General features: G+C 70.2%; 22 protein-coding genes, 3 tRNA genes and 1 riboswitch. Of the genes, 13 read left to right on the top strand and 12 right to left on the bottom strand.

Translation table 11 applies throughout. The features are described from left to right. Positions 1 to 54: 54 nt before the first annotated feature. The gene (locus ACI2K4_RS19055; protein ID WP_404513029.1) at positions 55 to 552 is read left to right on the top strand and encodes a hypothetical protein; all 498 of its coding nucleotides are present in this window, start codon (positions 55 to 57) and stop codon (positions 550 to 552) included. A gap of 126 nt (positions 553 to 678) precedes the next feature. Here the strand turns inward: ACI2K4_RS19055 and ACI2K4_RS19050 are convergent, their stop codons facing one another. Continuing rightward, positions 679 to 3,021: a hypothetical protein gene (locus ACI2K4_RS19050; protein ID WP_404513028.1), complete on the bottom strand. Its 2,343-nt coding sequence runs from the start codon at positions 3,019 to 3,021 to the stop codon at positions 679 to 681. A gap of 122 nt (positions 3,022 to 3,143) precedes the next feature. On the opposite strand from ACI2K4_RS19050, the gene ACI2K4_RS19045 reads away from it, so the two are divergent. Next, a complete protein-coding gene (locus tag ACI2K4_RS19045) occupies positions 3,144 to 3,851 on the top strand; it encodes a glycosyltransferase family 2 protein (RefSeq protein ID WP_404513027.1) in 708 nt (235 codons plus the stop codon). 149 nt (positions 3,852 to 4,000) lie between these two features. Then, the gene (soxR, locus tag ACI2K4_RS19040) at positions 4,001 to 4,450 is read left to right on the top strand and encodes a redox-sensitive transcriptional activator SoxR (RefSeq protein WP_404513026.1); all 450 of its coding nucleotides are present in this window, start codon (positions 4,001 to 4,003) and stop codon (positions 4,448 to 4,450) included. Between the two features lie 4 nt (positions 4,451 to 4,454). On the opposite strand, the gene ACI2K4_RS19035 is transcribed toward soxR, so the two are convergent. Further along, a complete protein-coding gene (locus tag ACI2K4_RS19035; RefSeq protein WP_404513025.1) occupies positions 4,455 to 5,432 on the bottom strand; it encodes an NAD(P)H-quinone oxidoreductase in 978 nt (325 codons plus the stop codon). A gap of 180 nt (positions 5,433 to 5,612) precedes the next feature. Here ACI2K4_RS19035 and ACI2K4_RS19030 point away from each other — a divergent pair. Together ACI2K4_RS19030 and ACI2K4_RS19025 are read left to right on the top strand one after the other, a co-directional pair. Further along, a tRNA-Ser gene (locus ACI2K4_RS19030) sits at positions 5,613 to 5,701 on the top strand. 913 nt (positions 5,702 to 6,614) lie between these two features. Next, the gene (locus ACI2K4_RS19025; RefSeq protein ID WP_404513024.1) at positions 6,615 to 7,391 is read left to right on the top strand and encodes a GntR family transcriptional regulator; all 777 of its coding nucleotides are present in this window, start codon (positions 6,615 to 6,617) and stop codon (positions 7,389 to 7,391) included. Between the two features lie 50 nt (positions 7,392 to 7,441). On the opposite strand, the gene ACI2K4_RS19020 is transcribed toward ACI2K4_RS19025, so the two are convergent. Beyond that, positions 7,442 to 8,011, bottom strand: a complete 570-nt coding sequence (locus ACI2K4_RS19020) for a hypothetical protein (RefSeq protein WP_404513023.1) — start codon at positions 8,009 to 8,011, stop codon at positions 7,442 to 7,444. 158 nt (positions 8,012 to 8,169) lie between these two features. Here ACI2K4_RS19020 and ACI2K4_RS19015 point away from each other — a divergent pair, with 158 nt between their 5' ends. Beyond that, complete coding sequence (locus ACI2K4_RS19015) at positions 8,170 to 9,369, top strand: serine hydrolase domain-containing protein (protein WP_404513022.1); 1,200 nt, start codon at positions 8,170 to 8,172, stop codon at positions 9,367 to 9,369. A gap of 42 nt (positions 9,370 to 9,411) precedes the next feature. Here ACI2K4_RS19015 and ACI2K4_RS19010 read toward each other — a convergent pair whose 3' ends face one another. Further along, positions 9,412 to 9,639 (bottom strand): hypothetical protein, encoded by a 228-nt coding sequence (locus tag ACI2K4_RS19010; RefSeq protein WP_404513021.1) that lies wholly within the window; start codon positions 9,637 to 9,639, stop codon positions 9,412 to 9,414. Positions 9,640 to 9,914: 275 nt separating this feature from the next. After that, the gene (locus ACI2K4_RS19005; RefSeq protein ID WP_404513020.1) at positions 9,915 to 10,760 is read right to left on the bottom strand and encodes a C39 family peptidase; all 846 of its coding nucleotides are present in this window, start codon (positions 10,758 to 10,760) and stop codon (positions 9,915 to 9,917) included. Positions 10,761 to 11,168: 408 nt separating this feature from the next. Continuing rightward, positions 11,169 to 11,308: riboswitch (cyclic di-AMP (ydaO/yuaA leader) on the bottom strand. A 481-nt stretch (positions 11,309 to 11,789) separates the two neighbouring features. Between ACI2K4_RS19005 and ACI2K4_RS19000 the strand changes: the two genes are divergently transcribed. Continuing rightward, on the top strand, positions 11,790 to 12,329 hold the full coding sequence (locus ACI2K4_RS19000; protein ID WP_404513019.1) for a YbhB/YbcL family Raf kinase inhibitor-like protein: 540 nt from the start codon (positions 11,790 to 11,792) through the stop codon (positions 12,327 to 12,329). Positions 12,330 to 12,476: 147 nt separating this feature from the next. Here the strand turns inward: ACI2K4_RS19000 and ACI2K4_RS18995 are convergent, their stop codons facing one another. Next, the gene (locus tag ACI2K4_RS18995) at positions 12,477 to 13,205 is read right to left on the bottom strand and encodes a class I SAM-dependent methyltransferase (protein WP_404513018.1); all 729 of its coding nucleotides are present in this window, start codon (positions 13,203 to 13,205) and stop codon (positions 12,477 to 12,479) included. A gap of 216 nt (positions 13,206 to 13,421) precedes the next feature. Between ACI2K4_RS18995 and ACI2K4_RS18990 the strand changes: the two genes are divergently transcribed. Next, on the top strand, positions 13,422 to 15,374 hold the full coding sequence (locus ACI2K4_RS18990) for a hypothetical protein (RefSeq protein ID WP_404513017.1): 1,953 nt from the start codon (positions 13,422 to 13,424) through the stop codon (positions 15,372 to 15,374). 68 nt (positions 15,375 to 15,442) lie between these two features. Here ACI2K4_RS18990 and ACI2K4_RS18985 read toward each other — a convergent pair whose 3' ends face one another. Further along, positions 15,443 to 16,225, bottom strand: a complete 783-nt coding sequence (locus ACI2K4_RS18985; RefSeq protein WP_404513393.1) for a hypothetical protein — start codon at positions 16,223 to 16,225, stop codon at positions 15,443 to 15,445. A gap of 459 nt (positions 16,226 to 16,684) precedes the next feature. On the opposite strand from ACI2K4_RS18985, the gene ACI2K4_RS18980 reads away from it, so the two are divergent. Continuing rightward, a complete protein-coding gene (locus ACI2K4_RS18980; RefSeq protein WP_404513016.1) occupies positions 16,685 to 18,202 on the top strand; it encodes a peptide deformylase in 1,518 nt (505 codons plus the stop codon). 95 nt (positions 18,203 to 18,297) lie between these two features. On the opposite strand, the gene ACI2K4_RS18975 is transcribed toward ACI2K4_RS18980, so the two are convergent. Further along, on the bottom strand, positions 18,298 to 19,413 hold the full coding sequence (locus ACI2K4_RS18975; protein WP_404513015.1) for a globin domain-containing protein: 1,116 nt from the start codon (positions 19,411 to 19,413) through the stop codon (positions 18,298 to 18,300). 223 nt (positions 19,414 to 19,636) lie between these two features. Here ACI2K4_RS18975 and ACI2K4_RS18970 point away from each other — a divergent pair, with 223 nt between their 5' ends. Continuing rightward, entirely contained in the window at positions 19,637 to 20,407 is a 771-nt protein-coding gene (locus tag ACI2K4_RS18970; protein WP_404513014.1) for a CPBP family intramembrane glutamic endopeptidase, read from the top strand. Between the two features lie 5 nt (positions 20,408 to 20,412). Here the strand turns inward: ACI2K4_RS18970 and ACI2K4_RS18965 are convergent, their stop codons facing one another. Beyond that, positions 20,413 to 21,483 carry a hypothetical protein gene (locus tag ACI2K4_RS18965; protein ID WP_404513013.1) on the bottom strand — a complete coding sequence of 357 codons (1,071 nt, stop codon included), beginning with the start codon at positions 21,481 to 21,483 and terminating at the stop codon, positions 20,413 to 20,415. Between the two features lie 170 nt (positions 21,484 to 21,653). Between ACI2K4_RS18965 and ACI2K4_RS18960 the strand changes: the two genes are divergently transcribed. Both ACI2K4_RS18960 and ACI2K4_RS18955 read left to right on the top strand, forming a co-directional pair. Then, a tRNA-Ser gene (locus ACI2K4_RS18960) sits at positions 21,654 to 21,744 on the top strand. 35 nt (positions 21,745 to 21,779) lie between these two features. Beyond that, a tRNA-Arg gene (locus ACI2K4_RS18955) sits at positions 21,780 to 21,852 on the top strand. Between the two features lie 30 nt (positions 21,853 to 21,882). Here ACI2K4_RS18955 and ACI2K4_RS18950 read toward each other — a convergent pair. After that, positions 21,883 to 22,026 (bottom strand): hypothetical protein, encoded by a 144-nt coding sequence (locus ACI2K4_RS18950; protein ID WP_404513012.1) that lies wholly within the window; start codon positions 22,024 to 22,026, stop codon positions 21,883 to 21,885. A gap of 39 nt (positions 22,027 to 22,065) precedes the next feature. Next, entirely contained in the window at positions 22,066 to 23,460 is a 1,395-nt protein-coding gene (locus ACI2K4_RS18945) for a hypothetical protein (RefSeq protein ID WP_404513011.1), read from the bottom strand. A gap of 301 nt (positions 23,461 to 23,761) precedes the next feature. Between ACI2K4_RS18945 and ACI2K4_RS18940 the strand changes: the two genes are divergently transcribed. Continuing rightward, on the top strand, positions 23,762 to 24,796 hold the full coding sequence (locus tag ACI2K4_RS18940; RefSeq protein WP_404513010.1) for a D-cysteine desulfhydrase family protein: 1,035 nt from the start codon (positions 23,762 to 23,764) through the stop codon (positions 24,794 to 24,796). On the opposite strand, the gene ACI2K4_RS18935 is transcribed toward ACI2K4_RS18940, so the two are convergent. Beyond that, positions 24,771 to 25,985 (bottom strand): hypothetical protein, encoded by a 1,215-nt coding sequence (locus ACI2K4_RS18935; protein ID WP_404513009.1) that lies wholly within the window; start codon positions 25,983 to 25,985, stop codon positions 24,771 to 24,773. The genes ACI2K4_RS18940 and ACI2K4_RS18935 overlap by 26 nt on opposite strands. Positions 25,986 to 26,080: the final 95 nt, after the last annotated feature.

Below are 26,080 nucleotides of genomic sequence, written 5' to 3'. Positions count from 1 at the left end.
ATTCATCCATACGTACGCCGAGTCAGATCGCGCTGACGCTTCGTTGAGCACCGCATGGACCTCTTCTTCCGAACGTTCCTGCCGGCCGCGGCGGAGGCGGGGCTGGCCGCACCGGTCCTGAGCCGACACCTGCCGATCTTCCGCCGCTGTGTCGCCGCCGACGATGCAACCGTGCTGGTCACCCGCTGCACCCGGCCGGACGCCCCGGTCCCCGGTGGCTACCTGATCCTGCTCACCAGCCACCGGCTGGTGGTCACCCAGCAGAGCCGCCTGTTGCAGCGGCTGAGCCTGCACCTCAACACCGAACTCCGGCACCTCAACAACGTCACCTGGGCACCGGACCCCAAACTGCCGGCCGTCGAGTTCGCGGCGACCGCCGTCGACGGCGTCCGCGAGCGTTACCTGATCAGAGCCGGTCGACGCCAGCCGGTGACGCAGCTCGGCGTACTGCTCGACCAGGTGTTCCAGGGCGCCGGCGTACCCGGAGCACGGGTCGCGGCCAGCCCGAAGGAAGCCCGCCGACCGTCGTTGCGTCCAGTCGTCGCCGTCTGAGCCTGACCCGATGTCCCGGTCTCCCGGCGTCCCGGTCTCCCGGCGTCCCGGTCTCCCGGTCTCCGGCGGGGTCGGCACTCAGCCTGAATCGGACTCACCACGCCGGTCCCCCGACGGGTCGACCGCTCAGCGTGCGGCGGGCGGTAGCGCGACGCCGACGTAACCCCGGAACTCGACCTGCCAGCCGGCCGGCACCAGCCGGGTGCAGACGGTCTGGTTCCCGGTGCAGACGATCGCGTCCACGCTGGCCGGGTCCGCCGGGGGACGATCGGGCAGCACTGACTGGAGCGCCACGATCTCCCGCCGGCCGTCCGCGCGGTCCCCGGTCCCGTCGCCCTTCCCGTTGCCGTTGCCGTTGCCGTCGCCGTCGCCGTCGCTGTCGCCGTCGCGTAGGAGCAGCCACCAGGGGTATTCCCAGTTGTCGTTCTGCTGCACCAGGCCGACCCGTCGCGCGTCGCTGTCGCGTACCCGCTCGGCGGCCCAGCGGAACTCGGCCGCCCAGGTCGGGCGGCGCAGGAACCGGGTGTCCCAGTCCGAGGTGGTGAAGACCGAGCCGGCGCCGACCAGCCGACGCGGGAAGCCGTACGAGACGGCGAGCGTTCCGGCCAGCGCGGAGCCGGCGAGCAGGGCCACTGCCACGACGACCGCGACCCGGCGCCCTCCGCCCCGCGCTCCGCTCCCGCCCCGCGCTCCGGCGTCGGCCCCGCCTTTGATCTCGGCCCCGGCCCCGGCCCCGTCCTCGTCGCTGTCCCCGGCCCTGGCCCCGTCCCCGGCCCCGTCCCCGGCCCCGGCTTCAGTTCCGGCTGCTGCGGCGCGTCGCCGGAACATCGAGTCCAGCCAGAGCCCGGCCAGCGGTACGGCCATCACCAGCGCGTAGAGCAGCAACCGGTTCCCCCAGGGCTGCCACTTGATCATGCTGGCGTGCAGCAGCAGGGTCACCGCCACCGTGGCCGCGTACGCCCGAGCCGGACCCGGCTGCGCCGGACCGAGCAGGCGCGGCCGGAACAGGGCGAACAGCACACCGAGCAGGGCCAGCGCCCCGGCGATCGGGAAGGCGACCCGGTCCTCGTCCGGATACCAGGACTGGACCGGGAAGCGGGTCTGGCCGAACGTGGTGGCCCGGTCCTGCGGATCCACCCCGACCAGCCCGGCCACCCCCACCACCGCGTCGGCCGGTGCGCTGCCGACCGCCCCGGCCGAGGTGTCCCGCAGCGCGCTGAGCGGCGTGTCCAGTGCGGTCTGCCCGATCCGTAGCGCGTTTACCAGGATCGATCCGGGGTCGTGCCGCTGCATCGGGATGGACTCGCGCAGCCGGGGCGGCCCCAGCGGGTTGCCGAACTCGGCCGTCACCCGGAACAGGAACGGTCCGGTCACGACGGCCGCGACCAGCAGAACGACCACCGACCCGAGCCCGGTCCGCCCCACCGCTGTAAGGAAGGGCCCCTTGTTAACGCTATGCGTTAACAAGGGGCCCTTCCTTACAGCCAGGCGGAGTTGCGCCAGGCCCCAGAGGACGAGCAGCGGGCCGGCGCCGAGCAGTCCGCTGGTCTTGGTGATCGCGACCAGCCCGGTCGCCGTACCGAGCGCGAGCACCGAGCCGGCGTCGGCGCGCCGGGCCAGCCCGTCCAGGACGAGGGTCGCCAGGCAGCCCACCCAGGCCGCGGTGACCAGGTCGGTCTGGGTGCTGGTGGCCTGGAGCAGCACCATCGGGGTGGTGCCGACCAGGAACGCGGTGAGCAACTGGGCCCGCCGGCCACCACCGAGCTGCTTCGTGATCCGGGCGGCGAGCAACAGGCAGGCCACCCCGGCGAGCCACTGGACCAGGTTGTAGAGCCCGTCGCCGCCGGTGAACAGGCGCAGGTGCAGCAGCAGGTATTCGGCACCGGGCGGAATGGTGACCTGCCGGTGGATCGCGGTGGGCCAGAACTCCAGCGAGCCCTGGGCCACCCAGTGCTCGATCTTCGGCAGGTGGTACGTCTGCGAATCGAAGTTGTTCGGCTCGGCCAGGATCGCGACGAGCAGATCGATCAGGAGCAGGCCGGTGACCGTACCGGCCAGCAGCCGTTCGCCCCGGCTCGCCGTACGCCAGGTGGCGCCCGCCGAGGCGGACGCCGCGCGTGCCATCGCCCGTGCCCGCGATCGTGCCGGCTGCCGGTCGGACGGCTGGTACGTCGCCTGCCCCCGGGGCATCCGCCGCCGCCGGTCACGCCCCCGTCGCCAGCCGGCCAGGGCGAGCGCGGCGAGCAGGAAGACCAGCCAGGCGAGCGAGATCGCCGGCAGCGCGAGCGCCTCGATCGCGCCGAGCAGCTCGACGGCGAGCACCGCGTACCCACCGGTGGCCAGCGCGGCCCGGACGGCGGCCAGCCGACGGGGGCCGATGGTGGTGCCCGGATCCGGTCGGAGCGCGTACAGCAGGAGCAGGTATCCGACGGTCGGTACCACCAGGAGCGCGGATGCTGGAGCCGGCATGGCGGGAAGTAAACACCACCCGGCTGACCGGGGCGGACCCCGCCGCGCCTGCGCCGGCCTCTACCACCCAGTCGGACCAGCTAGGCTAAGGCCGATCCGTCGTCCGCACCGTGGAGATTCCCGTGAAGCTTTCGATCCTCATGCCGGTCTTCAACGAGGAAGAACGCATCGCGGATGCCCTCAAACAGGCACTGGCGGTCGACTACCCGTGCGAGATCGAGTTGCTGGTGGTCGACGATGGCAGCCGCGACGGCACCGCCGAAATCCTCGGTCGTGCCGACGATAGCCGGCTGCGGGTGATCACCCACCCTCGCAACGCCGGTAAGGGCGCCGCCATCAGGACCGCTGTCGACCATGCCGAGGGCGAGTACATGGTCATGCTCGACGCCGATCTCGAATACGACCCGCAGGACATTCCGAAGCTGCTCGATCCCGTACTCGACGGCCGGGCCACGGTTGTCTACGGAAATCGGACCTTTGGCAGCCACAGCGCCTACAGCTTCTGGTACGTCATGGGCAACAAAGCGGTCACCACGGCCGCCAATGTACTTTTCAACTCGTACATTGGCGATCTTGAGACCTGCTTCAAGCTGCTGCCGGTGGCGCTCTACCGCTCGCTCGACGTGCGGTCGCGCGGCTTCGGCATGGAGGCCGAGGTCACCGGCAAGCTGCTCCGTCGCCGGATCCGGCCCTACGAGGTGCCGATCAGCTACCGTGCCCGGGGTCGCGAGGAGGGCAAGAAGATCACCTGGAAGGACGGCGTCGAGGCGATCTGGATCCTCGGTCGCGAGCGCGCCCGACGCCGCAGCGTCACTCCAGGCCCCCGCTGATCCCCGGCGGGATTCCGGCCTGAAACCGGACCGGCGCCCGCCCGACGTCAGTGCCACGGGCAGCTCGACCGTCGTCATCGCGGTTGTCGATGCGGCTGTCACGCGGATAACCTGCGACTTGAAGTTGACTTCAAGTCGAGGGGGGCGACATGCAGGAGGGACTGACGATCGGCGAACTTGCCGCCCGGTCCGGGGTCGCCCCGTCGGCACTGCGCTACTACGAACGACTCGGCCTGATCCGAGCCGGACGCACGGGCGGCAACCAACGCCGGTACGAGCGCAGCGAGCTGCGCCGGGTGGCGTTCATCCGGATCTCGCAGCAGGTCGGCATCTCGCTGGACGAGATCCGGGAGGCGCTCGACTCGTTGCCGGAGTCGCGCACCCCGACCACCGCCGACTGGACCCGGCTCTCGGCCGGCTGGCAGGGGCGGCTGGACGAGCGGATCCGGATGCTCACCAAACTCCGTGACGACCTGGACAACTGCATCGGCTGTGGCTGCCTGTCGTTGCAGCGCTGCACGCTCAACAACCCGGGCGACGAGCTGGCCACCGAGGGGCCCGGCGCCCGCCTGATGTTGCGTGGCGCCGGGAAGCCGTAACCGCTCACTCCACGGTCAACAGCAACTTGCCCAGGTGGTTGCTCTCCTCCAACAGCCGGTGCGCCTGCGCCGCCGCGGTGATCGGCAGCCGCCGGTCCACCACCGGGCGGATCGCGCCCGACTCGACCAGGGGCCAGATCTCCTCGCGCACGCCCCGTACGATCGCGGCCTTTTCGTTGTTGGACCGGCCCCGGAGCACCGTGCCGTGGATGGTTCCACGCTTCATCAGCAGCGCGTTCAGGTTCAGCTCACCCTTGCGACCGCCCTGGAGGCCGATCACCACGATCCGGCCGTGGGTGGCGAGCGCCTGTACGTTCCGGGTGAGGTAGGAACCGCCCATGATGTCCAGGATGACGTCGGCGCCGTGCCCGTCGGTGAAGCTCTTGACCTCCTCGACAAAGTCCTGCTCGCGATAGTCGACCACATGCGACGCGCCCAGCTTGCGCAACGGCTCGTGCTTTCCGGCGCGCGCGGTCACGATCACGTTGGCGCCGAGCGCGACGCCGAGCTGGATCGCGAAGGTGCCGATGCCGCTGCCGCCACCGTGCACGAGCAGCGTCTCGCCCATGCCCAAGCGCGCCACCTGCACCAGGTTCGACCAGACCGTGCAGGCGACCTCGGGCAGGCACGCCGCGTCGACCAGCCCGACCGGGGTGGGCACCGGCAGCAACTGTCCGGCCGGCACCGCCACCCGCTGTGCGTAGCCACCGCCGGTCAACAGGGCGCAGACTTCCTGGCCGACGCGCCACCCGGTCACGTCGGGGGCGGTCGCGCTGATCACCCCGGAGCATTCCAACCCCGGGTACGGAGACGCGCCCTTCGGCGGCGCGTAGTTCCCCTGTCGTTGCAGTACGTCGGCGCGGTTGACCGCGGTGGCGCGTACGTCGACCAGCACCTCACCCGGGCTCAACTCGGGGTCGGGCACATCGGCCCAGATCAGCGCCTCGGGCCCACCCGGCTCCGGGATAGTGATCGCCATCATCGTTCCAGTCTGGCGAAACCTGCCCGCATGTCCAGTCCTGCCGGGTTCCGACTTCATCGACGCGGGTCGCATGATCGCATCGAGGGCAGCACATGGTCCCGGCCGTGACATCCGGGACCGTCCGGTTCATGGCAGACTAGGCGGCGGCAGCGGTCCGCCGGGCTCGGCGACCGGGGCCAAGGAGGGTTCGCCTAGTGGCCGATGGCGCTGGTCTTGAAAACCGGTAAGGGGAGCGATCTTCTTCGTGGGTTCGAATCCCACACCCTCCGCCTCACCCGCACGCGCATGCTCCGGCTTCGGGATTGTCGAATCATCTGTCAACTCGGCACCGCGCCAGCTTGCAGGACCGGCGCCGCCGACACCGCCCTGCCGCCCGCCCGCTGCCGCAGCGCCCAGTCGAGCTGATCGCACCCGTCCGGCCGGCACTGCGGACAGGTCCGTCCCTCGCTGTGCCCGAGCAGGGTCCGGGCCGCCGCCCACCAGATCGCGGCCGGGGTCAGAGGCTTGTCCTGACGGCTAATCGCCCAAGACCCGCGGCTACCAAGGCCCGTTCCACGGCGGCGAGGGCCACGTACTCGGCCACGCAACCACGATGGTTTGGGTGCGGCCCGCAGTCCGCGTAGTTCCTTGCCGCGCAGTACGACCATCACCACTCACCGGCCTTGGTCAGGGCCTGCGACCAGTTGAGGTCGGGGCACCCTGGTCCGTGCACTTCTCGCACCGTGCGCCGTTGTCGTGGCGTGCCTTGATCCTCAATGCCCGCCGCACGGTTTCCACTGCAGAGGTCACGACCGCCACCGCCCACCGTTAACCGGTGCCCGCCGGGAAGTGGCCCCCCGTGGTCCGTCGACCGCCGTGCGTCCCACAACCGCCGAGACCAGTTCCCGGCGGGGCTGGTCGACCGCCAGCGCCGGCTCCGGAGCGGGTGCTGGGGTGGAAGAAGCCGCCGGGGGCGGGCCCAGGGGTGGGCCGAAGAAGTACTTGCGGCGGGTGCTGTTCATGCCTACTACCTCCGTCGATTGGGTACGGCGGCCAGCACAGGGTCACCTACCCCTAGATCAACGCTCCGTGCTGGCCGCTCAACAGGAAGTTGCACCTGTATAGACTGCCCGTCTAGATAGGCTGGCTTAGAAGGAGATGGCGAACATCCGAACCGCGTTGATCGAAGGTACGGTGACGAGCGTGCCTACCCCGCACGAGCGGCCTCGATATCGACGGGTCGCCGACGAACTGCGCCACCGGATCATGTCCGGTGCAATCCCGGCCGGGTCGATCCTGCCGTCGGAGACGGCCATCATGGCCGAGTTCGACGTGTCACGCGGCACCGCCCGCGAAGCCATCGCCCTGCTCCGTTCCCAGGGCCTGGCCGTCACGGAGATGGGACGCGGGACCTTCGTCAGACCGGCGCTACCCGTCCGCCGACTGGGCTCCGAGCGGTACCGCCGTGAGCTGGACCAGATACGCGGCGATCGACCACCCGAGACGTCGTTCACCGTCGACCAAGGCGTGAGGTGGAACGAGTACCGGTTGGACAAGGCGTTCTCCGAGGTGCCCGCCGACATCACCACCGCCGACCAGTTCGGGGTGCCGGCCGGGACGATGCTGCTGGAGCGCCGCTTCGTATTCCACGCGGACGGTGTCGCGCAGCAGATGTCCACATCGTGCCTGCTGCTCGACATGGTGGCCGGCACACCGGTCGCGAATCCGGACAACGAGCCGTGGCCGGGTGGCAACACCGCCCAGCTCCACAGCCTGGGTGTGGTCATCACAGGCATCCGGGAGCGGGTGCGGTCGCGGATGCCGGTGGCGGACGAGGTGCGGACCCTCCACATCCCGGGTGGCACTCCCGTGATGACGCTGGCCCGACAGACGTACGCGGGTGACCGAGTGGTCGAGGTCGCGGACATCGTCATCCCGGCCGATCGGGTCGAGCTGGGGTACTGGATCGATCTCACCTGACGCGTCCGGCCGGGTTCGTCGCGCCGGATTATTCGCGCGAGCGATCCGGATCAGGAAGTGCCGAAACCCGAAAAGGTGAGTGCCGTTCGCTGCCAGGAGCCCGAGTTGGGGCCTTCGTAGCCGAGTGACAGCTCGTTCAGCGAGTTGAAGAGTTGTAGCGCCGCGCCGGACGGCTCGAAGACGAACTCCAGCCCGCCGAGCACCCACGCCTCGATCCGTCGCCCGTCGACACCCTCGAAGCAAAAATCGTTCTGGAGTACGCGTACCTCCCGCATCCGGGCACCGGTCAGCCGCCGCAGCTCGGGCAGGTCCAGTTCGCGCCACGCCACCTCAAGCTCCGGATCGTCCTGGGAGTCCTCGTCCGGCACGGTGTCGAGGTCGAGCTGGTCCCAGGAGAGGTAAAGCCGGTCCCAACCCTCGAAGGTGATTTCCAGGTGGCGGCCGGAGAAGTCCAGGACCAGCGGAAGCGTCGGGCAGAGGCGACCGTCGCAGACGTACGACAGGCCCCAGGTCCGGTCGAGTCTGCGGCCGACCAGGGCGGCCAGCTCCCCGCCGTGCCGGTTGACCAGCTCTTCGACACTGTTCAGCGGGTACGGGCGGTAGTCCGGGATGCCCCACACGCGGCAGAGGCTAGGCGGGGAGCGGCGAGCCGGTCAAACAGAAGGTGTCGGACGTATCGACACTCGGTGTCGGCGGGCCAGAATGGATCGCAGTGCATGTCGATCTGTCGGACCCTGGTTCGACCCTAGGCGAGACCGTACGCATCGGAGGTTGCGAGATGACACGCGAACTGACGCAGGCCGGGGTCGACCGGCTGCACGACGCCATGGCCGACCGGGTCGACCGGGGCGAGCTGCCCGGTCTGGTCACCCTCCTGGCCAAGGGCGACGACGTACGGGTCGATCCGATCGGCTTCACCGACTTCGACCGCACCGAGCCGATGCGTCGCGACACCATCTTCCGGATCGCGTCGATGACCAAGCCAGTCCTCGCCGTCGCGACGATGATGCTGGTCGAGGACGGTCGGCTGAGTCTGGCCGAGCCGGTCGACCGGCTGTTGCCCGAGTTGGCCGACCGACAGGTGCTCAAGTCGATCGACGGGCCGCTCGACGAGACCGTGCCGGCCGACCGTCAGATCGTGGTCGAGGACCTGCTGACCTTCCGGATGGGCTCCGGCGTCATCCTCGAACCGACCTTCGACCCGCCCTTCCCGATCGTTCACGCGGCACAGGAGCGGCAGCTCGTCCTGGGGGCGCCGGATCCGCGTACGCCGCACGACCCGGACGAGTGGATCAAGCAGTTCGGCGCCCTGCCGCTGATCTGCCAGCCCGGCGAGCGCTGGCAGTACAACGTCGGGACGCTGGTGTTGGGGGTGCTGGTGGCACGGGCCGCCGGCCAGCCGCTCGGGGACTTCTTCCGGGCCAGGATCTTCGACCCGCTCGGCATGACCGAGACCGGGTTCTGGCTGCCCGCCGAATACACCCGCCGGCTGCCCAGCTACTACATGACCGACTTCGCCAGCGGCAAGCTGGAGTCGCGTACGGTCTCCACGCCGAGCGAGTGGGCCAGCCCGCCCGTCTTCCCGTCCGGCTCCGCCGGGCTGCTGTCGACCGCCGACGACTACCTCGCCTTCGCCCGGCTGTTGCTGGACAAGGGGGTCCACCGGGGCGAGCGACTGCTGTCGGCGGAGTCGGTCGAGCTGATGACCAGGAACCACCTGACCGGTGAGCAGATCACCGGTGGCGGTGTCCTGCTGTCGGGAAAGGGCTGGGGGCTGGGCATGGCGGTCGCGGTCGAGCCGGACGCGGTCTCGCCGGTGCCCGGACGCTACGGCTGGGACGGCGGCTACGGCACGACCTGGTTCAACGACCCGAACCAGGGGCTGATCGCCATCGGGTTGAGCCAGACCTCGGACTTTATGTGGAACGGCGGGATGGACGAGTTCGCCAGGCTCGCGGTCGGGGCGTCCGAGGAGTGACCACCGTGGCCGGTCGGCACGCTGGCCGAGCGACCCGGCACGCTAGCCGAGCGACTTGAGGTCGGGCGGGACCGGGGCGCCCATCGGATACTCCGGGTCCCGCCCGGCGCGCACGTCCATCGCCCAGCGCAGTTGCGCACAGCCGTCCGGGGTGCAACAGGCGCAGGTGCCGGGGGCGTACGACGTACCCCGGTCCTCGTGCTGGGCGATGGTCATCGCCGCCGCCTCCCAGATCCCCGCGCGGGTCAGCGGCTCGTCGACGCGGCTCACGGGGTCAACACCTGACACGGCACGGCCATCACCAGAACCCTTCGTTCGATGTACGGGCGCACGGCGACCGACTCGTGGTGGCGACCGGGGGCGCGGACTGCCGCCCCGACCCAACGGTCTTCGGTGTCCGCCTGGTCGGCGCGGGCCATGGTCACGACAGTGTCAACGCGCACGTCCGTGGATGGTTGTGGCACCGCCGCCATCGTCCCGCTGGTACGGGCAGCCCCGGGCACCGACCGGTTCGGTCGGCACCCGGGGCCAGGGGGGAGGAAGGATCAGGCTGAGTAGCCCCGGCTGGCCATCCAGTTGGCCAGGTCGATGGTGCTCATCCAGTAGGAGCTGACCCCGTTGACAAACGCCGGGTCGGCGATCTGCACGGTCCGCCCGTTGTCGCGGTAGCCGACGACGGTCAGGTAGTGGCCCCCGTCGTACGCGTGCCACCCGCCGTCGACATCGGTCGCCGAGCCGACGATGTTCGCCACCACCGCGTACCCGCTGCTGATCGCGTGCACGACATCGGCCTGGAGCCGGTCCATCTGAGCCGGCGACGGCGTGCCCGGGATGAAGGTGCTCGAGTAGAAGTTCGTCTTGGCCAGGCTGTTCAGGCCCCGGGTGGTGTCGTCGGCCGAGTTGGTGCCGTTCATCGTGGTGCCCAGGGCCGAGGCGACCGCGTCCTGGCTCGGCGTCTTGTCCCGGGCGGTCAGGGCGATCCGGGTCGCCGCCGGGCCGCAGTACCAGCCGTTGATCTGCGCCTCGTAGTCGTAGTCGAGCGTCTTCGCGGCCGGCGGTGCCTTCTTGACCGCCTTGACCGCGGTCGGTGTGGCCTTCTTGGCGGCGGCCGGGGCCGACTGCGTGGGGCTCGGCGCGGCCGAGGTGGCGACCGGGGCCGGGGCATCCGGGGTGGGGGTGGTGAGGCTGGGCGCGATCTCGCCGGCGGCCTGGCCGCCGAGCTTCTCGGAGACGGCCACGGCCGAGGTGTCCGGCAGGGCCGACTCGTGGCCCTGGGTGAGCAGGATGCCGGTGGTCAGACCCACCGCGAGGACCGCGGCGGAGACAACGCTGACCCGGTACGGGCTGGCGGTCACGATGCGACGCAGTCGCAGTTGCTGACGATGCTTCATTCGATTTCCTCCGCAGATGTGCCGATCTGCGATCGGGGGCACATGATTCGGGATGGCGTGGGGTCTCTGCCGGGGCCGGTCGCGTGACGAGTGCGCGCGAGGTCCGGCGGCATCGGCCGCCAACCCGGGCTGCCGGATCAGGGCGTGCTGATCCGCCACCGCCTTGCGCGGTGGAATGCGTTACCGGATGAGGGCGTACGACAAATCAGTGCCGTACGTTTCCGTCCACCTGCCGGTCGCGCGTACTCGTGTCACCGACCGTTCGCGATGCTCGCGTCGACGGTCGTACGCGGGTGGCCTAGTGATCCAGCGTCTTCGGCCGCGCCTGCGCGCGGGCGGACCTGAGCAGGTGACGGGGGACGTGGCCGAGGGAGGGGCCACGGCAGATACTGCGCTGCACGGAGCATGTTCTCCTTCCGATACCGCCTACCGGGTTAGCTGACGGATTCGGACGGGAAGCTCGCCCTACCGCGAATGTCTCGCGGATTCACCCCAAAACTACTGTGGGTCCCCGGCTCGTAACAGTTACGACTCAGCGGGTCTGTTCCGGTGTCACCCGCGGTGACTAATGGCCGGACCAGACGGGCTGACGTTACTGGTCCGTTCATGTTCTTGCCAAGCCCGCTTGGCCTGCGAAAACCGTGACCAACGCCGCTACTTTCCTCGATTTGTGATGGTCGCTGTATGATCACGGAAAGTATTTGTCGACACCCTGGGTGATTTTGCTGTCCATGGTCGTACCGCCTTTTGCCGACCCGGCGCACGATGTCGCATTTCCCGCTCGGCGGTCCGCACGCCCCGACCCTTGGAGTGGGCTGGACGCCACCTCGGCGGCAGTCCGGCCGATTTCCGGGCCGCTTCCGACCAACCGTGCCACCTCGCGTGGGCCGATCGGACCAGGTCGAACGGACCGCTCGGGCGAAGCCCGCGCCCGCCGATGTCCGTACGTCTTTCGGCACCGGCAGCCGTAGGTGGGCCGGGGCAGGGTAGAAAGACTCCGAGTCACCCGATCACTGGAAGGACTTCCCGATGAACCTCGACCGAGCGATTCCGCCGGACCCGTACGACGTGCTTCCGCCGGTGCCCGCGTTCACCGTCACCAGCGACGACGTACGCGACGGTGAGCCGTTGGACGCCGAGTTCACGCACCCCAGCGTCGGCGGCAACGACCAGTCACCGCAGCTCGCCTGGTCCGGTTTCCCGGCGGAGACGCGCAGCTTCGTGGTCACCTGCTACGACCCGGACGCGCCGACCACCAGCGGATTCTGGCACTGGGTGCTGGTGAACATCCCCGCCTCGGTCACCCAGTTGCCCCGGGGCGCCGGCAAGGCCGGAGCCACCGGCGGAGGCGCGTTCGCGGTACGCAACGACTACGGCACCCAGGAGTACGGCGGGGCCGCGCCGCCGGCCGGTGACCGGCCGCACCGCTACCTCTTCGCCGTACACGCCCTCGACGTGGAGAAGCTCGACGTCACCCCGGACGCCAGCCCGGCGTACGTCGGCTTCAACCTGACCTTCCACACCCTCGCCCGCGCGGTGATCCGCCCCACGTACCAGGTCAAGGGCTGAACCCGGGGGACAGACACGCAGTGAGCGGCCGTCGCCGACACCGGGGACGGGTAGACGGTGTCGGTGCCGGCCGCTGAGCGCAACCCGAAGTCGGGTCAGGCGGTCCAGCCGAGTGGTCGGATGGAGCGGTCGGATGGAGCGGTCGGGTCAGGCGGTCGGTTCGCCGGGGACCCGGGCGACGGCGAAGACCGACTGCCCGAACGGGGGGCGGACGATCTGCTCGGCGGCCTTGGTCACCGGCAACACCAGGGTGTCGTACACCTTGACCATCGGGCCCTCCTTCGGCATCAGCCGGAAGACGTTGGTCGCCATGTAGTAACCGATCAGACCCAGCGCGTTCGCGTAGTGCAACCGCTCGATGGTCAGGCCCGCCTCGGTCAGCGCCGCCCGCATCGTCTTCTTCGTGTAGCGCCGGACGTGCCCGGTGGCGATGTCCGCCGGGCCCATCGCGAACTGGAACGCCGGGACGATGAGGACGATCGCCCCGCCCGGACGGACCAGATCGGACATGCTCCGCAGCGCGCCGACGTGGTCCTCGATGTGCTCCAGCACGTTGTACGAGACAGCCGCGCTGTAGTCGCCGTGCTCCGGCTCGGGCTGCGGGAGCAGCATCTGCCGTACCTCGACGTTGGACTCGGCGGAGAGTCGGTCCTTGAGCGCCACCAGCCGGTCGGGGTCGGCCTCGGTGGCGGTGAACCGGGGGAAGTGCGGTGCCCACTCGAGCACGTAGTCGCCGAGACCGCTGCCGATCTCGATCGGGTTGTCACCCAGGTACGGCATCGCCAGCTCAACGAACCATCTGCGGTGGTTCACGGCGGTCGCGAGACCTTCGAGTACCTCGGATTGGACCCGTTGATCCCCAGTGATTTCTGCCATGCGTCGATTCCTCGCGATCTGAAACTCGACCTGCACCCTGGACCGACAGAGTGAACCATCTAGGACGACCGTAGGGAAATTGAGGCATCGGCGTGGCACGAACGGATTGTTACGTCGATCCGTACCGTCCGGCTTCCGGACGTTTGGGCATGGAAGACGCGGATCCTGGTGATCGAGCCCGGCCGTCCGCTAGCCTTCGCTACCCTCCGAACAGACATGACTACCTCTCATCTTCGTGCCACCGGTCCACCGAAGGAGCCCACGCCGGAGACGCCCACGCCCACGCCACCACACCGCTTCCGGCGTGGTCCGCTGGCGGACGTCGCCGCGCTGCTGAGCTACTTCGGACTGACCGTCTGGATCACCGCCGGACTCTGGCTCCGGCCCGGCTCCGGGGTTCGGGAGAACGAGGCTGACCAGGCGTTCTTCGAGTGGATGCTGGCGCACGGGGCGCGGGTGGTCAGCCGGGGCGACTACCCGTTCTGGTCCGACCGGATGAACGTGCCGGACGGTCTGAACATCATGGCGAACACCTCCGTACTCGGGGTCTCGGTCCCGCTGGCGCCGGTGACCCTCCTCTGCGGACCCAGGATCGCCTTCAACGTCTTCCTCACGTTGGCGCTCCTCGCCACGGCCACGACCTGGTACCTCGTGCTCTCCCGGCACCTGGTCCGCCACCGAGGGGCGGCCTGGGTCGGCGCGCTGTTCTGCGCGTACGCGCCGGCGATGGTCTCGCACGCGAACGGCCACCCGAACATCGTCGGTCAGTTCATGGTTCCGCTGATCGTCTGGCGGGTGCTGCGGCTGCGCGAGCCGGGCCGCTGGCCCCGCAACGGCCTGCTGCTCGGGCTGCTGATCGTCTGGCAGGGTCTGATCAACCTGGAGATCCTGCTGATGACCGCGGTCGGCCTCGGCGTCGTGCTGGCGGTCGTGGTGGCCCGCCGGCCCGAGCTTCGGTACGCGGCCGGGACGTTCCTGGCCGGTCTGGGGCTCGCCGCCGGGGTGGCGCTGATCCTGCTCGGATACCCGCTCTACGTCCAGCTCTTCGGACCACAGTCCTACTCCGGGCTGCCCCGCTCGATCCGGGCGTACGGCGCCGACCTCGCCTCGTACGTCACCTTCCCGGGGCAGTCGCTGGCCGGGGACCGGTCGACCGCCGCTCGGCTGGCGCAGAACGCGAGCGAGCAGAACGCGTACCTCGGCTGGCCGCTGGTCGTACTCGTGGTGGCCCTGGTGTGGTGGCTACGCCGATCCGCGGTCGTGCTCGGCCTGGCCGCCGCCGGCCTCCTCTTCGCGGTCATGTCGCTCGGCCCGAGGATCCACTGGCGCGGACGGGACACCGGCATTCCGTCGGTCTGGGCGGTGCTGGAGGACGTCCCACTGCTCGACTCGGCCGTGCCGACCAGGTGGGCCCTGGCGATCGTTCCGATCATCGGCCTGCTGCTGGCGCTCGGCTGCGCCCGGGCGGCCGAACTCGCCCGTGGGCACCCGGCGGCGGCCGATCCGGTCGCCCGCGTGTCCGATGCCCGTGTGTCCGATGCCCGTGTGAACGATGCCCGCGTGAACGATGCCCGCGTGAACGATGCCCGCGTGAACGATGCCCACGTTCCCGGCCACGACCGCACCGGGGTCCGGTTCGCCACCGGGACCGTCCTCGTGATGGCACTGCTGCCGATCACACCGCTGCCGGTCCCGGTCGAGCGGCTCCCGCCCACCCCGGCGTTTGTCACCGCCGGCACCTGGCGGCAGTACGTCGCCGGCGGGCGGAGTCTGGTGGCCCTGCCGCTGCCCGCGTCGACCTATCCGGACCCGTTGCGGTGGTCCGCCGAGACCGGACTGGACCTGCCGCTGGCCCGAGGCTACTTTCTCGGGCCGGACACCCGGCCGGGGCGACCCGAGGGAAGGGTGGCGCTCTTCTCCGCGCCACCGACGCCGACCAGCCGGTTCTTCGACGCGATTGCCCGGACCGGCACCGTGCCCCGGGTCGACCAACGGCGGCGTACCGAAGCCCTCACCGACCTGCGCTCGTGGCGGGCAGGTGTGGTGGTGCTCGCCCCGCAGAGACGCGCCGACGCGTTACGGGCCGGCATGGTCGCCCTGACCGGCATCGAGCCGACGCTGACCGGCGGGGTGTGGATCTGGGACGTACGCCCCCTGCTGACCACCTGAACCCTCCCACAGGTAAGGAAGGGCCCCTTGTTAACGCTATGCGTTAACAAGGGGCCCTTCCTTACACCTCAGCTGGAGCGGATGCAGCAGCCTTTGCAGATGCGCGGCTGGGGCAGGGTGAAGGCGAGGCAGCAGGTCTTGCGCTGCACGGTCGGCTCACCGTTTGGTCCGGGCACCAGGTCCACCAGGTCGGCGAGGTCGAGCGCGGCGAGCAGCGTCCCGACGTTCTCGGCCGAGGTGCCGGGCAGTCCGTCGGCGGCCCGCAGGATGCCGTACGAGACGCCCGAGGCGACCGAGCCCATCATCGTACGAGCACCGATCCGGACCTGGGCGAGGATCGCGTCCAGCAACGGGGTGAGGTGTTCGTCGAGCATCGATTCGCGCAGCGCGGTGAGGAGTTCCGCCTCGTCGGCGAGGACCCGCACCTCGGGGAGCCCGGCCAGCGCCAGCGGGTCGGTGGGGAGCACCGCGATCGTGGTGCCGCGGCGCAGTCCGAGGGTGATCGCCGCCCGGTCGGTGTCGACCCGGATCAGTACGTCCGACGCGCGCACCAGGGGCACCCGGCGGGCGGACGCCCAGCCGACCACCGTCGGCAGGGCCAACCAGTAGGTGTACGCCTTCCAGAGCAGTGCGGCGGCGGCGTGCGGGGTGGCCTGCCAGGAGCGTCGTGCCGCGGCGAGCAGTTCGGGCAGCCGGTCGCCGCTGATCAGCTCGCTGGCCGGGAGCCAGCCCCGATCGTCCTCCACGATCAGTCCGGGGACCAGGCCGGGCAGGTCGTCGGTGCCGAACATGGTGCGCAGCGTCGCGTTCAGTGGCGCGAGCGGGGCGGCGGCGTACGCCCGCCCGGTGATCACGGCGGTCACCGAATGTGACCAATCTGGCACGACGTGATGGTGTACGCGGCTCCGGGCGTGCTCGTCCCGATCGGGAGAGCCCTCGGGTCAACGAGCGAGCGCGGCTGGGTCAGCCGTCGTATCTCCGCTGTCACCGCACCCGCCCTCCGGTCGCCGTACCGACGCCACGTTAGCACTAAGGCAAGCCTAACCACAGCAGGAGGTGCCGGAGGCCGTTCGTCACCAATGCCGACCGAGATCACCCAACGTGGTCGAGGCGGGGGTACCCGGTCCCCCTGACGGTTAACCGGGAGTGACCGGTGAGGGGGGCTGGAAGCGGCCTGAGCAGGCGGTACGGGCTGGGCGAGGATCGATGATGATGAAAGAATTGTCAAGCCAAATGTCGTTAACGCGGCACTCCTGCCCCGTTGACTGGGTCGGCCAGCAGACTGAGATTCCCGGCCCCTTAGGAACCTGATGACCACCTCGCCCATCGAACGGGCTGCCGACTCGTTCGCGGCCGAACTATCCAAACGGCGGGTCGAGCGGGGCATGACCAAGAAGCAGCTCGCCGCCCGGATGGGGTTCGACCCCTCATACGTCAGTCACGTGGAAGGCCGCCGCCACCGGCCGACCGAGGATTTCGCCCGCCGCGCCGAGGCCGTACTCAGCGCGTCCGGCGCCATCTGGCAACGCTTCCAGGAGTACGACGAACTCCGGCACGCCCGGTCGAACCTGATCGCCCACCGGGATCCGCCCGTACCCGAGCAGTGGTTCCCCCCGGGGACCGGGCTCATCGTGGAGCAGGAGACCGCCACCCTCACCTACGAGGACAAGGCGTACCGGTGCGTGATCCGCCGTGCGCTCTACAACGCCGGCACCGAACCGGTCACCCGCTACCTGGTCCGGGTCGCCGTCGACCGCTACCCCAGCGACCCGGGGCGGTCCAACCGGCACCACCGGGAACACCCCCTCACCTTCGCCGAGCTCGACCTCCAGGCGGTCTGCGGCGACGAGGAGAACCCCGAACCGATGGACTGGCGGAAGAAGCACGACCGGGACGCGTTCAAAGAGGTCTGGCTCCTGTTCGAGAACGCCAACGGCCGCTTCCCGCTCTACCCCGGCGAACGGGTCACCATCGAGTACGCGTACACCGTGGGCGAGGAGAAGTGGGGGCACTGGTTCCAGCGGGCCGTCCGGCTGCCCACCCGGCACCTCGCCGTCCGGCTGAACCTCCCGCTCGACCTGGACCCGCAGGTGTGGGGGGTGGAGACCACCCTCTCGGCCGAGGAGGGCCCACTGCGTACGCCGTTGGTCCGGCACGACGCCGACGGCCGGGCGATCTACGACTGGTCGACCGAGGAACCGCCGCTCAACGCCCGCTACCGGCTGGAGTGGCGCTACCGGGCCCAGCAGGCGACAACCGGTGCCGAGCCCGAACTGCGGGCCAGTGACCGGATGCGCGCCGCCGGGATCGTGCAACGGGGCGCCGCGCTGCTGCGCCAGCCGGCCCGGCTGTTCGAACTGCCCCAGGACGAGGCCACCGCCCGCGACGTGCTGTTCCAGCTACGGGCGGCGCTGCACCGCCTGGACGAACTGCACCCGTTCAGCAAGGGCGTGGGTCTCGCCGCCCCGCAGCTCGGGATTCCCTGGGCGGCGGCGGTGGTCCGGCCACCGGACCGGGAGGCTGACCCGGTCGTACTGCTCAACCCCCGGGTGGTCGACGCCGCCCGCGACACCGATGAGCAGTACGAGGGCTGCCTCTCCTTCTTCGACCAGCGCGGCCTGGTGGCCCGCCCGCTCCGGATCGACGTCGAACACGCCCGCTGGGACGGCGGTCGGGCGATCACCTCGTTCGAGTTCGCCATGGCCCGGCTGGTGGCGCACGAGATCGACCACCTGGAAGGCAAGCTCTACATCGACCGGATGGACCCGAGCATCCCCCTCGTCCCGGTGGAGGAGTACCGGGAAACCGGCACCCCCTGGCGGTACTGAGCCGGGAAAAAGGGGGCCGGGTATCGGGCCCTGCCGGCAGGGCCCGATACCCGGCTGGGGGGGAGGGGCTTGGATCGGGGGTGGCGCGGTGTTGGTTACAGGTCGCCGAAGGTGTCGTAGCGGATGTTGGCCGGGGGCACCTCGTGCTGGGCGAGGGTGCGCAGGATCGAGCGGACCAGCGGAGCCGAGCCGGAGACAAAGCAGTCGTGGGTGGTCCAGGGCCCGTAGCGGGCGAGCACCTCGGCCAGGTCGCCGCGTTCACCCGTGAAGGCGTCGTCGGCGCTGCACGAGGGCAGGATCGAGAGCCAGGGGTGGCGGGCGGCGATCTCGTACAACTCGGTCAGGCCGTACAACTCGTCCTGGCTGTGGCCGCCGAAGAAGACGTGCACCCAACGGGTGCGGTTGTAGAGGGTCAACTCCTCCACCAAAGCTTTGATCGGGGCCAGGCCCACCCCGGCCGCCACGCAGAGGATGTCCCGGTTCGACTTGCGGTCCAGCGTCATCGAACCCATCGGCGCGGCGAGACGGAGCAGGTCGCCCGGCTTGATCTTGCGAACCAGCGTGCTGGAGACCCAGCCGGCGCCCGCCGCCCGGACATGGAACTCGAGCACGTTCTCCTCGGTCGGCGCGTTCGCGATCGAGTACGTCCGCCAGAGCCTCGGCTGGTAGCGGGGGGCCTCGATGCTGACGTACTGGCCGGCGCGGTAGGGCAGGGGATACTGGAGCGGGCGACAGGTGAAGACCGCCACGTCCCGCCCCCGCCGCTCGTGGGTCAACACCTCGGCGTGCCAGAACGGGGGGTTCGGGTCGTCGGCCGCTCCCGCGATCATCTTCTCCGCGATCAGGGCGTACGCGTCCCGCCACGCCTGGTCGTACTCGATCGTCCACTGCTCGGCCCCGGCGGCGCGCAGGGCCACCATGAGCGCCTCGCCGACGAGCGCGTAGTGGTCCGGGTCGACGTGGTACTTCCGGTGATCGCGACCCAGGCCGCGTAGGTAGTCGTCGAACCGCTCCGGATCGTCGAGCGTCTGCATCGACGTGATGACCGCCTCCAGCAGCCGGTCCCGCTGCCCGTCCATCTGGATCGGGAACAGATCTCGCAGCCGTGGGTTGGAGAGGAAGAGGCGGGCGTAGAAATGTCCGGCGATCTTGTCCCGGTCCTCCTCGACCAGGGTCCAGCTCTCCTTCAACACCTGCGCCAGGTTGTCCATTGCGCCCTTCTCGATGACGACGTGCGTCCGGCGCACGTACGAGCTGATCGGATGGCGGGACGATTGGGCTGTCCGTCTCGATCAGGATGGACACTCTCCGTGGATGTTGGTCGCACAGATTGTGCGATCGGGTACGGATCGATGATCGGATCAGCCGGTCTGGCCGCAAGATTTCGGCTCGCCAGGGCGGTCGCGCGGTGGCGGCTTGAGGCAGAGTGGTCGGGTGACGGTTGATCTCGCCAGGCCGGTGTCGCGCCGGACGCTCGGCACCGAGGTGTTGCTGGTCCTCGGCGTCTCCCTGGGCCAGTCCGCGGTCTACGCGGCGGTGAACATCATCGGCCGGCTCACCGCCGACCGGCCGCTCTCCCAGCAGACCGCGACGCTCAACGCCTCCCAGTCGGCCCGACCCTGGCTCGACCTCACGTACCAACTGCTGAACATCCTGTTCGCGCTGGTGCCGGTGCTGCTCGCCGTACATCTGCTCAACCGGGACCGGGGCGACGCGCGAGGCACGCTCGGGCTCGACGCCCGCCGGCCGGGCTCGGACCTCGGCCTGGGAGCGGCGCTGGCCGCGTTGATCGGACTGCCCGGCATCGGGCTGTTCTTCGTCGCCGCCCAGCTCGGGATCAACGCCAGTGTCGTCCCGGCCAACCTGCCGGACATCTGGTGGGCGGTCCCGGTGCTGGTGCTGGCCGCCGCCCAGAACGCGATCCTGGAGGAGATCGTGGTGGTCGGTTACCTGATGACCCGGCTGCGCGAACTCGGCTGGCGGATCGGAACGGTGATCGCGGCGAGCGCGCTGCTGCGCGGCTCGTACCACCTCTACCAGGGCTTCGGCGCCTTTGTCGGCAACGCGATCATGGGGGTCCTCTTCAGCCTTGTCTTCCTGAAGACAAAGCGGGTGCTGCCGCTGGTGGTCGCCCACACGCTGCTCGACGTGGTCGCCTTCGTCGGCTACGCCGCACTGCCCCGAAGCTGGTTCGACTGGCTGTAAGGCTCCTAAGACCTGCTGGCGCGGATCTTCGCGGGGCCGTAGTGCGCGATCGCCCGGGCGGCCAAGCGCTCGGCGGCGGTCGAGTCCCGCGAAGCGGCGGCGAGCACCGCCGCACCGGGTAGCAGCCGGGCGGCCAGCCGCAGCGCGAGCCAGCCGCCGGCCTGCGCGGCCAGCGGTGCGGCGAGCCGCCAGCCCAGCTCGGCGATCCGGTGCGGGGCGCCGCCGTCGCCGTCCGGGGTGGCCTCCGACGCGGCGGTGAGGGCGGCACGAGCGCTCTGGTCGTCCGGGTGCACCCGGGTCAGCACCAGCAGGTCCACCGCGCGCTCCCGGTCCGTCGGATCCTGCCCGTAGGCCGCCGCGAGATGCAGGACCAGGGCGGCCTGGGCCCAGGAGACGGCCGCCAGTTCGGTGAGCGGTGCGAGCAGACCGGCGGCGGCCGAGGCCGCGCCACCCGCACCCGCCAGCCGGACGAACCGCCTGGTCGCCAACCGGGCCAACCCGTCGGCGGTAGCGGTCGGGTAGCTGGCCCGGGTCCGCCGGACCCAGGACTCGGCGGCCGGACCAACGCTGTCGACGGCGGCGAGGGCGAGCAGTTCGGGGGTGAACCCGGGATGATCGAGAAGCCGAGCGACAATCGGCTGCCGGGCGGGGACCGGGTCCGGTTGCTCCTGCGCTCCCGTCTGGGGTGGTGCCGGTGTTTCCGTACCGGCCTTTCTGGCCGTTGTCCTCCCGGTTGCGGCGGCCTTCTTCGCCGTCGCCTTCTTCGGGGTGGCCGTCTTTCTCGGGGTGGCCGCCTTTGTCGCCTTTGCCGGTGGGCTCGCCGTGGTCGGCTCGGGCTCCGGCGCGGCTGCCGCCTCGGCGACGGGTTCCGCACCAGTGGGCGGGCTTTCCGGCGGCGGTTGGAACAGGACGGCAGGTGCGGTCCGGGGCGTGGGCGGGTGGCCCGGCGGCGTCTCCGGCGACGGCGGCGGTGCCGGCGGGGTGAAGGCTGCCTTCGGGGTACGGGAGCGCGGCGCCGACTTCGCCTGCGGGCGGCGGCGGCCGGGCGTCGGTTCGGTGGGCGGCTGCTCCTCCATGCCAAGCGAGCCTAGTCCGCTTCATCGAGGTTCACCTCCCGTGAAGCGGCGGGCCGGACCAGCCCCCACCGCAGTACGGCGTGCCGCCCGACGGCTCGCGGGATACTCGCTTTGCCCCGCCCGGTGGGAGACCTGTATTCTCGGTCGGCGGTGGTCTGCTGGGCCACCGGGGAGACTTCGCCTAGTCTGGTCTATGGCGCCGCACTGCTAATGCGGTTGGGGTCTTAAAGCCCCTCCCGGGTTCGAATCCCGGAGTCTCCGCGCGAGATCGGTGTGTGTATGCTGATCGAGCACCTGCGCCCGTAGCTCAACGGATAGAGCATCTGACTACGGATCAGAAGGTTAGGGGTTCGAGTCCCTTCGGGCGCACCTTCTCGAACAGGGAAGATGACCAATTGGTCATCTTCCCTGTTTTTTTGTTCGAGTCGTCGTCCAGGTGTTGATCGAGCAGGTGTCGTTCGAGCCGTCGTCCGGGTCGGCGACCAGGGCACCGGCCAGGGTGCCGGCCCGGGGACGGTGCGGCGTCGGCGACGAGCAGGGCACCCGACGGGTGCCCTGCTCCTGTACGCGGTGTGGACCAGGTCAGGCGACGCAGTCGTCGCCCTCTTCCCGGAGACCCCCGCACGGGTGGTTGCCGGCGATCACGGTCTCGTCGTCGACCTTCACCACGCCGTCCGGCGTGAAGACGCCGCCGGCCTGCTCGGTCGCGTCGTTCTCGATCACCTTGCTCCTGAACAGACGCACGTCTCCGCCGGTAGCGGAGAGGCCGCCGCCCTTCGAGTGGAGGCCGACCGCCTTGTTGCGGCTGCTCTCACTCGTGCGGACGAGCAGGTTCGACCGCTCGCTGAAGATGCCGGCACCGTCCCCACCCGTGGTGTTGGCCGCGACGGTGCTGTCGTCGAGGGTCAGCAGACCCTGGATGGTGGAGACGCCGCCGCCGGCAACCGTGGAGGTGTTGTGGTCGATGGTCGCGTCCCGGAGGGTGATGGTGGCGTCCTTGTTGGCGACGCCGCCGCCGGTGTTGGCGGTGTTGTCGGTGACCTTGATGGTCCAGACCTTGGTACGTGCCGCGACGCTGGCGATGCCGCCGCCGTCGCCGGCCCGGTTGTGGGCGAAGGTGCTCTCGCTGAGGTCAGCCGCGCCTTGGAAGTTGGCGAACCCGCCGCCGAACTCGTTGGCGCTGTTCTTGGTGAACTCGGTCCACTTAACCGCCAGCACCCCACCGTTGAGCATGCCGCCGCCCTTGCCCGAGGGGCCGGTGGCGTGGTTGTCACTGAGCTTGCTCTCGGTGAGGGTCAGGTGGCCGTCGTTGAAGATCCCGCCGCCACTCCCGTCGGGCGCGACGGCGGCGTTTCCGGTGATGGTGGCGTGCTCGACCACGGCGGTGCCGTCGTGGTCGATCCGGATGCCGCCGCCGGAGCCGGCGCGTCCGTTGGTCAGGGTGACGTCGCTCAGGTGCAGGTCCCCGCCGGCGCGCACGGTGAAGAAGCGGAACTCGGGCGCGTTCGCGTCCCGGGTGATGGTGGCCCCCGAGCCCTCGATGACGATCGGCTGCCAGATCTCCGGCAGGCCGGTCCGGTCGCCCTCGGCCTGGTTCTCCCCGTACCCGGTGAGGGTGTAGGTGCACTTCGGCGCGAGTCGGAGGTTGCCGCCACCGTTGGCGTTCGCCTCCGCGATCGCGCCGACGAGTTCCCCGCTCTCACACGGTACGAACTTCACCTCGTCACGCCCGTCGTGCCAGGAGTGGTCCGAGCCGCCCCCGTCGGTCTCGTCAGCGGGAGCGGCCATTGCGATCGCTTCCATCGCCGTACCGGCGGGTGTGCCGGCGGTGGCGAGCGGGGCGACGCCGATCAGTCCGGCCGCCCCGGCGAGCAGGCCGCCGGCCAGCAGACTGTCGGTCAGCAGTGATCGGGAGCCTCGCCTTGTCGACGCTCTGGGCTCGGTGAAGTCCCTTTTTCTCCGTTGGAACCTGGGCATCACGCTTCCCGCCTTTCACAGGACACGTTCGCACCAACCAGGGGCGCGCGGGCTGCGTCGGTGCAGCCACTGAAAGTCACGGTACGGTGACCATCAGGTCAAGGCGGGCTTATGTGAATAGAGCACACGTTTAGTGAGGATCATGCTCCATCTCGACAAGTGCCAAGATTCACGTGGAGAGCGTGACGGGTCGCCCGGGCACTGCCGAACCGCCGCTGACCCCCACCCCTGGTTGCCAGGAGGTTCGGCGGCTGCGGGATCGTCGGGGCGGCAACCACCCCGTACGGCGGAAGGAATCCCGATGGCAGACGGACCGGTAGTGGCGCCGGACCAGCAGGTGACGCTCGGAAGCTGGCCCACCCCGGTCGAGTCCGCTCCCCGCCTGGCGGAGGCGATCGGACTCGACCGGGACGCGCTCCGGATCAAGCGGGACGACCTCGGCGGCCTCGGCGGGGGCGGCAACAAGGTCCGCAAGGTCGAATGGACGGTCGGTGCCGCCCTGGCGGCCGGCGCGGACACCCTCGTCACCACCGGTGCGCCGCAGAGCAACCACGCCCGCCTCACCGCCGCGGCCGGCGCCCGGCTGGGGCTGCGGGTGGTGCTCGTCCTGCGCGGCGCGCCCGGGGAGACGAGCTCCGGCAACGTCGCCCTGGACGGTCTCTTCGGCGCCGAGGCGCACTGGGCCGGCGACGTGGACGACGAGCGCTTCGCCGACGTGGTCGAGCGGGTGGTCGACCGGTTGCGCCGGGACGGCGCCCGTCCGGTGCTGATCCCGTTCGGCGGCTCGAACGCGGCCGGTGCGTACGGCTATCTGCGCGGTGGCGAGGAACTGCTGGACCAGGTGCCGGACCTCGAACTCGTCGTGGTCGCGCTGGGTTCCGGCGGCACCATGGCCGGGCTCGTCGCCTCGCTCGGGCCGTCCCGGGTGCTCGGCGTGCAGACCGGGGCCCTGGCCGAGCCGGCCACGGCGGTCGCCGCGCTGGTCGGCCAGCTCGGTCGGGCCGAGGTCCGCCCGGACCAGCTCCGGATCCGGTACGACCAGGTCGGAGCCGGCTACAGCCAGCTCACCGAGGCGTCCGCCAGCGCGATGGAGCTGACCGCGCGCAGCACCGGGGTGGTGCTGGACCCGATCTACACCGGGCGGGCGATGGCCGGTCTGGTCGCCGCCGTACGCGACGGCGAGATCGACCCGGGTACGCGTACCGTCTTCCTGCACACCGGGGGCCTGCCGGGGCTGTTCGGTCACGCGTCCGCCGTGACCCGGGCCGGGCAGGGCCTGCTCCACTACCCGCCCCGGGACGACGAGCCGCTCAGCACCAGTTCAGTGTCGAATTGACCCGGGTGACGTTGCGGATCACGTTGTTGCTGCCTCCGCAGGGGTTCTGGGTGATGTTGGTGTTGCTGACGGTCAGGTTCTGCAGGGTGATACCGGAGGAGATCGGAAACTCCGTACGCGCGGCGACCCGTACCTCACCGCCGCCGCTGACCGTGCCGGACTGGGCCGCGATGGTCACGTTGTAGCAGTTCTCGAGCAGGATCGAGTTGTTGCCGGTGTTCGAGATGGTGACCCGGTCGATCACCGCGCCGCCGCTCTCCGAGACGCAGAAGATCCCGCGTCCACCGCCCCGGGCCACCACGTTTCCGACCCGGATGTTCGTCGGGTAGGAGCTGCCGACCCGGCCGTTGCGGTTGGCCATCCGGAACGCCGCGTACCCGGTGCCGGTGCCGGCGTTCTCCGCGTCGACGGTGCCGACGGTGGCGTTGATCGTGTCGTTGAGCAGCAGTCCGGACTCACCGGTGTTCCGGGCGGTGACGGTGCCGACGGTCAGCCCGTCCACCCCGTACGTCTCCACGCCCTGGCTGCTGGTGCCCTGCACGTACACGTTGTCGATCCTGATGTTGCGGACCTTCACCGCCCGGTCGCCGCCGTGGTTGTCGATCCGGACGCCCAGGCCGGCGGAGAGCCGCATGTCGATCTGGCCGAGGATCAGGTTGTTGACGTTGCGCATGAAGATCCCGTACTGCGGCGACCCGGTGAGGGTGAGGTGTTGCACCTCGATGTCGGTGGCGCCCCGGGCGTAGACCGGCGCCTGGTCGCCGGAGCCCGACCCGGTCACGTTGATCGTGCCGCAGACGTCCAGCACGGTGTAGCTCGGCAGCGAGAGCCGGGACCCGGCGTTCATCGACCCGGAACCCCGGACCACCACCCGCTGTTTCGAGGTACGTCCGGAGGTGAGGCTGTTGACGGCGGCCTGCATCGCGGAGCGCATGTCGCTGCCGGTGTAGACCGTGCTGCCGCCGTTGCGGGCGGTCCAGGTGCCACCGTTCTGCACCGCCTCGGCCTGGTACGAACCACTGCCGCAGCCGCTGCCCGCGTCGACGAAGGTGGCGGCCGAGGCGGGCGCTGGGCCGGTCGCCGCGCCGGCGACGGCCACGACCGCGACGACCGCGGTGGCCAGACCCCGCCGTGGCCAGCGCCGTCGGGGTCGGACCCCGACCGGCGTACGGGTGGTGGTGAGCGTCATTGGTCCTCCCTGACCTGTGTCTCGATGACCGGATCCGCCCGGTGTGCGGACGGGGTACACCGAGCGTGGAAAGGGTTTTCCTACCGCTCGCGCAA

Source organism: Micromonospora sp. NPDC050397, assembly GCF_044901685.1.
Lineage (GTDB): Bacteria > Actinomycetota > Actinomycetes > Mycobacteriales > Micromonosporaceae > Micromonospora_G.
Note: the sequence above shows the minus strand (reverse complement) of the source record. Positions and strands in the feature narration are given on the sequence as shown.